The following is a 5501-nucleotide window of genomic DNA, read 5'->3' on the forward strand; positions in this document are numbered from 1 at the left end:
TTGCGCAGCGTCAACCGTGACGTTGCGCAAGACAGGCTCAATAGCACGCACACCGTTAGCACTCACCAATCAGGGGTAATGGGATCGGGTGGTGGCGTAGGGGTGTCAATTGGCAGCCGCTCTCACCAAGAGAACACCTTACAGCAAGGTGTATCAGCATCTGCCAGTACGGTTGGGTCTACCGCAGGCAATGTGCAGATCACTGCCGGTCAACGCTACACTCAAACCGGAAGCGATGTTCTGACACCGCAAGGCAGCGTGGACATCACGGCTCAGAAGGTGGACATCACCCATGCGCAGGAGAGCCGCCAGACCACCACCCAGGTGCGAGACAAGCAAACCGGTGTGACCCTGAGCGTCAGCAATCCTGTTATCAACGCGACACAAACGGCGCGCCAGATGAACAAGGCCGGTAGCCAGACGCAAGACGGGCGCATGAAGGCGCTGTCCAAGCTCACCACTGTGTTGGCGGCCAACAATGCGGCGGGCGATGTACTCAAAGACCCCAGCGCCGCAGGTGGTGGCAGCGTGAGTGTGATGCTGGGCAATAGCCGTAGCCAGAGCACCACGGTACAGACCAGCCAAACGGCGCGTGCCTCGCAAGTAGCGGCAGGCCAGGATGTGTACATCACCGCCACAGGTGCAGGCACGCAATCAGACCTGACCGTGCAAGGCAGTAACGTGCAGGCTGCAGGCAATGTGAGCTTGCAAGCCCAGCACGACGTGCAACTGCTTGCTGCGCAAAACAACAGCAGTGAGCGCAGCAAGAATTCCAGCAGCAGCGCCAACATTGGCGTGAAGGTGGACAAGAATGGCCCGGCTTTGGCGGTGTCGGGCAGCAAGGGCACGGGCCGTGGCAACGGTGATGAAACCACCTTCACCAACACACATATTGAGGCAGGCCAGCGCTTGACATTGCAATCAGGCGCGGACACAACGCTCAAGGGGGCAGTGGCCAAGGGCCAGCAGGTCACCGCCAACGTGGGCGGGAACCTTAACGCGCAGAGCTTGCAAGACACCAGCAACTACGCCAGCAGCCAGCGCAACATCAGCGGTGGCGCATCGGTTTCGCTGTCTGGCAAGGTGAGTGCCAATGCCAGTTATGGGCAAACCAAGATCAACAGCAACTACGCCAGTGTGGCCGAACAAAGCGGCATCCAGGCGGGTGACCAGGGCTTCACCGTCACGGTCAATGGCACCACTGCGCTCACAGGCGCAGTGATTGCCAGCACAGACAAGGCGGTGCAAGAAGGCAAGAGCAGCCTCACCACCGCCAGCCTGAGCACCAGCGATATCCAGAACAAGGCTGACTACAAGGCCACGGCCTACAGCGTGAGCATTGGCACAGACGCCGGGCAGACCTCGGCGGGCTTTGGCAGCGACAGCGGGCACGCCAGCTCCACGACGACAGCGGGGGTATCAGGGATCGCGGGCAACAAGGCCGTGCGTACAGGCGATGCCCAACAAGGCATTGCCAAGATCTTCGACCAGACCCGCGTGAGCCAGGAGGTGGGCGCGCAGGTGGCCATTACCTCTGCGTTTGGACAGCAGGCGGCCAAGGCGGTGGGAGATTTTGGTCAAAGCAAGACCAAGCCGGTGGACGACGCGCGCACGCGGCAGCAACTTGATGCGCTAGCGGCACAAGGTCAGCTCACGCCAGATGGGCAAAAGATGCTGGATGCCTTGACCAAACAGGGTATGACCAGCGCACAGGCCCAGGCTAACTTGAGCAACCCTGCCCTGCTGGCCGACTACGACAACTGGAAGGAAGGCGGGGCCTACCGTGTGGCGGCACACACCGTCATGGGGGCGCTTGGTGGCGGGGCGGCTGGCGCAACAGCCGCAGGTGTCACAGCCGATGCTGCGCCAACGCTGGACAAGCTGCAAACGGACTTGCAGGCATCCCTGGTCAAGGCTGGTGCCAACGATCAGGTTGCTGCGGCAGCTGCGCGTCTGCTGGTTCAGGCCTCGGCCACAGCAGGCGGGGCGGTGATCGGCAGCGCCACAGGCGGCGGTGTGCAAGGTGCCATGGCAGGTTTTAATGTGGACGGCAACAACCGGCAGTTGCACGACCAGGATCGCGCTAATGCCAGAAGGCTGTACGCCCAAGCCCAAAAGGAAGGCAAACCCTACTCGATGGCAGACATTGAGGATGCGCTGCGATACGCCAGCGTCAAGGGCGAGACGGTCACTAGCAACACGCAGTACCAACCCAAAGCATCGCCCGCGCAAGCAGACAAATCGAGCACAGATGCGCTGACCCGATCAGCAGACGACCTCATGGTGCCGGGCAAGGACACCAATGCCAAACAGGGCTGGGTACCTGATGGACAGGGTGGACTGGTGCAGAACATCGGTTTGGGACGCGCAGATGGCGTACCTCTGCCCAAGGCTGATCTGGTGGCCTTCATCCAAAGCAATGCCAAGGACTACACATGGGCCCCAGGCACCGTTCAAAGCGTAGTGGTGAGTGTGCCTTCCACAAGCACAAACGGGCAGCAGACCGTGCAGAGGCAGATTGCATTTGCCAATGGTCAAGCCTTCAGCTTGCCGGTGGCGCCATGCCCTGCAGTCAGTTGCACCAACGACAACCCAGTTGCGTGGTTCAGCACTGATCCCGCTGATCAGAAGATACTGGCTGCTTACAAGGAAGCCAGAGCCAAGGAAGATGCCAAGGCTGCAGCGAAGGGGGCCATTGTGGTGGGCACGGCAGTGGTGGCCCCGCCTACTTTGATTGGCTCTGTCGTAGCGGGTGGTGTCATTGGTGGCGGCAACAGCGCAACGGATCAGGCCATTGACAAGGGGACGGTAGATGCCAAGACCACTGCGGCGGAAACCGTCAAAGGTGCGGTACTTGGTGGGGCTGGCTATGGTGCGGCTGTAGTTGCCGGGAAGGCTGTGGGCAAGGTCGCCGACATGGCTGACAACGCGGTTTCGGGCGGAGCCACTGCGGCACAAACCGACGCACAGGCTATTGCCAAGGCCAAGATCGACAACAATGCCACAGCCGATATGCCGGGGCTTGGCTCAAGTGCTGTGCGGGATTTCAAGCCAGGGAGCACGTACCGGGCTGAGAACATCAATGCGGGGCAGGTCACAGACAGAGATGGACTGCAACGCATCAACGAAGCACCAATCGGAAGCATTCCAAAGAACAACAACGATTTGCAGATCGCGGAGCAGACCGGAACACGCCCCCCCCGCTATTCCACGGCGTACCCAGCCTGGCAAGAACGAACACTAGTTACCGATACCGTCAACACCACCCCTGAGCCTATGAGAATGGTCATCGATCAAGGCCAGTACGAGAAAATGAACCAGGCGATTCGTACTGGGCAAAACCCCGCAACGATATTGGGTAGTTGGGCCACGAAAGATCCCGTGACATCTATCGCCGATATGCGTCAGAATTTGGCTGTGACCCAGGAATTCAAATCCAACGCCCAACCAAATGGCTTGCCAAACAAATTCTATGTGGTCGAATTTACCGTGGCGCCAGGTGTCGGAATACGTGAAGGCACTGCGGGAGGTATGTACGACTATGCAACCAGACAGGTTCTTCCTGGTGGTGCTCAGCAAGTGAACTTCATGGTCAATACACCATACACCAACCCTGAGCTATATAAGATTACCTCAGTGAAGGAAATCAAATGACTGCCCTTGACCCAGTCGCTGCGGTCTACTACATCGCCAAATACCAAAATGGCGAAGTGGAAGAAGCGCTTGTTGATGGTTCTTCTCCATATGCGCCGAAACATAGAAGCTCAGACACGCCGTGGGACGCCGTGGTCAAGCGTGGCTTGGCAACCGCAATAACGCTTCGAATTGTTACGATCGGCGGAGCCGAGTACCAATTGCGTGGAGCTGCGATCGACGCAAAAATCCTCGTGGACAAATCCGGCGTGTTGGTGGTGTATTCAAAAGAGCCCAGCCATCTCGACAAGGATTTCTATCTACCCCCCCCGCATAATGCAGCAATCTTCAATGCAGACGCAAGTCTGCGGCTCACTCTGGCAAATCCCAACGAGGGCAAGGGCTGGTACATACACTCCGCTCATCAGGAAAAGGCAAACGAAATAGGCGTCAATGTAACCAACGATGAAGAGTGGCCTGATCTGCTTTACTGTCGACTTGATGAGGTTGGTTGCAAACTAATCGATACAGGAATTTCAAGAGACCGTCGCTAACCGATGTGGGGTGTATCTGGAATTAATCTTGAATGACAAGTTTTAATGAAATCTCGCGATTGGTTCTTGAGGCAGGTCGCAAGGGCGGCGTACCCGACACCTACCTCCGTATAGCCTCGGCCTCCGCACAGGACAGAACGCCGCACGTCGAGGTGGACAGTGACACATTCGCGTATGTCGTGTCGGAGCGAGGGTGTGAACTTTCACGCCAGGTCACAAATAGCCTTGACGACTTGCTCTACGTCATCGTGAGCGACATCGTCGAAAAGTACGCCTACGTCACGGAGTGCACTCAGCGTGAGCGGGGTAAGGATCCTCGTCGTGCTGCCTTTGGTATGTGGCTAGCCATCATGAACACCATAAATGGTGAATGGGGCAAACGGCTCGCGCATGAATTGGATGCGGTGCTTGCTCGCGCACCATACGTCGACATCTGATCAGATGATGTTGCCTGGTGGAGAACATGCCTTTTTTGCGCCAGACAAGTTTGTGATTGATCCGAAAGGCCTGAGGCCTATCAAATGAGTGTTCAAAAAATCCTGAAAACAGGACTGCGGAAGCGCGGTGCTGATGGCTTGGAGGCCATTGTCTTCATTGACGGGGATGAACGTAGTACGGACGAGCGATGGGCAGAAGTAAGGAAACTTGTTCAACCCAAAGTGGAGCTGGGATGTGCAATCTGGTTGGAAGATGGCACAAAAGTCACGCTACCTTTCACCGCATTGCCGTGGATACTCCCCGACCGGACTGGGGTGTTGGTTTTGTTTGAGTCGGGTGAGTACACCCACCAAGACGGGACGGACGTTTTTGCTCCGCCTAACAATGCTGCCATCTACAACGCTGATGGCAGCTTACGTTTTCAACTGAGATTTCCTGCCGGAGATTTCTCGGGCCGGATCGGCGGAATCCATTCCGGCAGCATGCCCGACAAGTTTGAAGGCATGATGGGGGTGGTGGCAGGCTCGGCGCAAGGTATGCCTGAGTGGGTTTACGCCGTTGATCCCAATAGTCCTGAACTCATTTCAACGGGGCAATGGGTGAGGTGGTGATGCACTTGCTCTCTGCGTCCCGAAGCCTGTTCCTTCGAGGGGGCGAGCTTCTGGCAGGCTAGCATCGCTGGCTCGTCTCACATCCTCGATGTAAGTGGGCTGGTGAAATGACGCATGATTTCCATGATCTATACGTTTCCAGAGAAAAACAGTTCTCCGCCGGAGTTGACAGATCAACTGGAAAGCACTATGGGTCGTTCTTGGACGTTACGACCAATCGGCGCAGTGAGTACGAGGTCTACTTTGAGTTGCCTTCGCCTCTCCC

4 protein-coding genes are annotated in these 5501 nt (G+C 57.3%); all 4 read left to right on the plus strand.

Annotated features, from left to right (window positions below; all coding sequences use genetic code 11):
- Positions 1–192 precede the first annotated feature (192 nt).
- Positions 193–3654, plus strand: coding sequence for a hemagglutinin repeat-containing protein (locus EPO09_RS00655; RefSeq protein WP_290639172.1), 3462 nt, complete (start codon positions 193–195; stop codon positions 3652–3654).
- Positions 3651–4187 (plus strand): hypothetical protein, encoded by a 537-nt coding sequence (locus EPO09_RS00660; protein ID WP_290639174.1) that lies wholly within the window; start codon positions 3651–3653, stop codon positions 4185–4187. Before EPO09_RS00655 ends, EPO09_RS00660 begins: the two co-directional genes overlap by 4 nt.
- Positions 4188–4219: 32 nt before the next feature.
- On the plus strand, positions 4220–4624 hold the full coding sequence (locus EPO09_RS00665; RefSeq protein ID WP_290639176.1) for an Imm63 family immunity protein: 405 nt from the start codon (positions 4220–4222) through the stop codon (positions 4622–4624).
- A gap of 84 nt (positions 4625–4708) precedes the next feature.
- Entirely contained in the window at positions 4709–5236 is a 528-nt protein-coding gene (locus EPO09_RS00670; protein ID WP_290639179.1) for a hypothetical protein, read from the plus strand.
- The last annotated feature ends 265 nt before the right edge of the window (positions 5237–5501 follow it).

Origin of the sequence: Aquabacterium sp., assembly GCF_004297345.1 — a bacterium.
Classification (GTDB): domain Bacteria; phylum Pseudomonadota; class Gammaproteobacteria; order Burkholderiales; family Burkholderiaceae_C; genus Aquabacterium.

Excerpts from the sequence above, each read along its gene's own strand:
- EPO09_RS00660 (WP_290639174.1), top strand. The coding sequence starts at position 3,651 with ATGACTGCCCTTGACCCAGTCGCTGCGGTCTACTACATCGCCAAATAC.
- EPO09_RS00665 (WP_290639176.1), top strand. The coding sequence starts at position 4,220 with ATGACAAGTTTTAATGAAATCTCGCGATTGGTTCTTGAGGCAGGTCGC.
- EPO09_RS00670 (WP_290639179.1), top strand. The coding sequence starts at position 4,709 with ATGAGTGTTCAAAAAATCCTGAAAACAGGACTGCGGAAGCGCGGTGCT.